Here is a 1142-nt window from a genome sequence, read left to right on the forward strand (position 1 = left end):
GGGTTAAGTAAAGAAAAGTGTGTCCGCATGCCACCATAACCCCAGACCACACACCACAAATCACCAAAGAATAGCTCCCCGAAAGCTATTACCCACACCATCCCGCACCTCCGGCCACATTTGTGCTAACCGCACACCGGTTGGATTAAAGGATGACCACCAACCGCCCCAGCTGCCCACTATGCGGCAACAACACAAAGAAAAACGGCACCACCAGCAAATCAACCACCCGTTGGCGCTGCACCCACTGCGGACACTCCTTTACCCGCAACACCCAAACCCACAACAAAAACACCGCCACCATGGCTTTGTTCATCCAATGGGCCACCGGCACCCAATCTCTAACCACCTTCGCCGCACACCATGGCGTAACCAGGCAAACCATGCACCACCGATTCCGATGGTGCTGGTGGATCATCCCCACACCCACCATCGACTCATTCCGCATCCATGACCAAATCTTCCTCGACGCGACCTATCTAAAGTCCGGATGCCTCCTGATCGCAGCCAGTAAAACCCACGTCATCAACTGGACCTGGGCCAGACACGAAACCACCGCCGCCTACACCGAACTCCTACGCCCCATTGCCGCACCACTAATCGCAGTCACAGACGGCGGACAAGGTGCCCAATCAGCCATCCACCACTGCTGGCCAACAACACGCATCCAACGCTGCCTCGTCCACGCCCAACGAACAGTCCGCCGCCACACCACCAGCAACCCCCGCACCGATGCCGGCAAAACCCTCTACCGCCTAGCCCTGAAACTCACTCGCATCACCGACCTTGACCAAGCATCCACATGGGTCGCCCACCTGCACGAATTCGACCACACCTACCGGGAATGGATGAACGAGAAAACCACCATCAAAGACCCTGCTACCGGCGCCTACACCAAGGTCTACACCCACCAACGCGTCCGAGCGGCCTATCAATCATTGCTATCTCTGCACCGCAGAGACCTGCTGTTTACCTACCTGCAACCCCCACCAACAACCATCGACCCCGACAACCTTGCAGCAACAACAAACAGCCTCGAAGGTGGCATCAACGCCCCCATAAAAGAACTAGCCCGCAGACACCGCGGACTATCACTACCGCATCAACGCACAGTGATGGATTGGTGGCTGTATCTACATACA

1 protein-coding gene is annotated in these 1142 nt (G+C 56.7%); it reads left to right on the forward strand.

From position 1 onward, the window contains the following. Positions 1 to 152: 152 nt before the first annotated feature. On the forward strand, positions 153 to 1142 hold a 990-nt coding region (locus tag HMPREF2651_RS01755), incomplete at its 3' end, for an IS256-like element IS3503 family transposase (RefSeq protein ID WP_070585957.1).

The organism is Corynebacterium sp. HMSC063A05 (assembly GCF_001809695.1).
In the GTDB taxonomy this organism is placed as follows: Bacteria; Actinomycetota; Actinomycetes; order Mycobacteriales; family Mycobacteriaceae; genus Corynebacterium; species Corynebacterium amycolatum.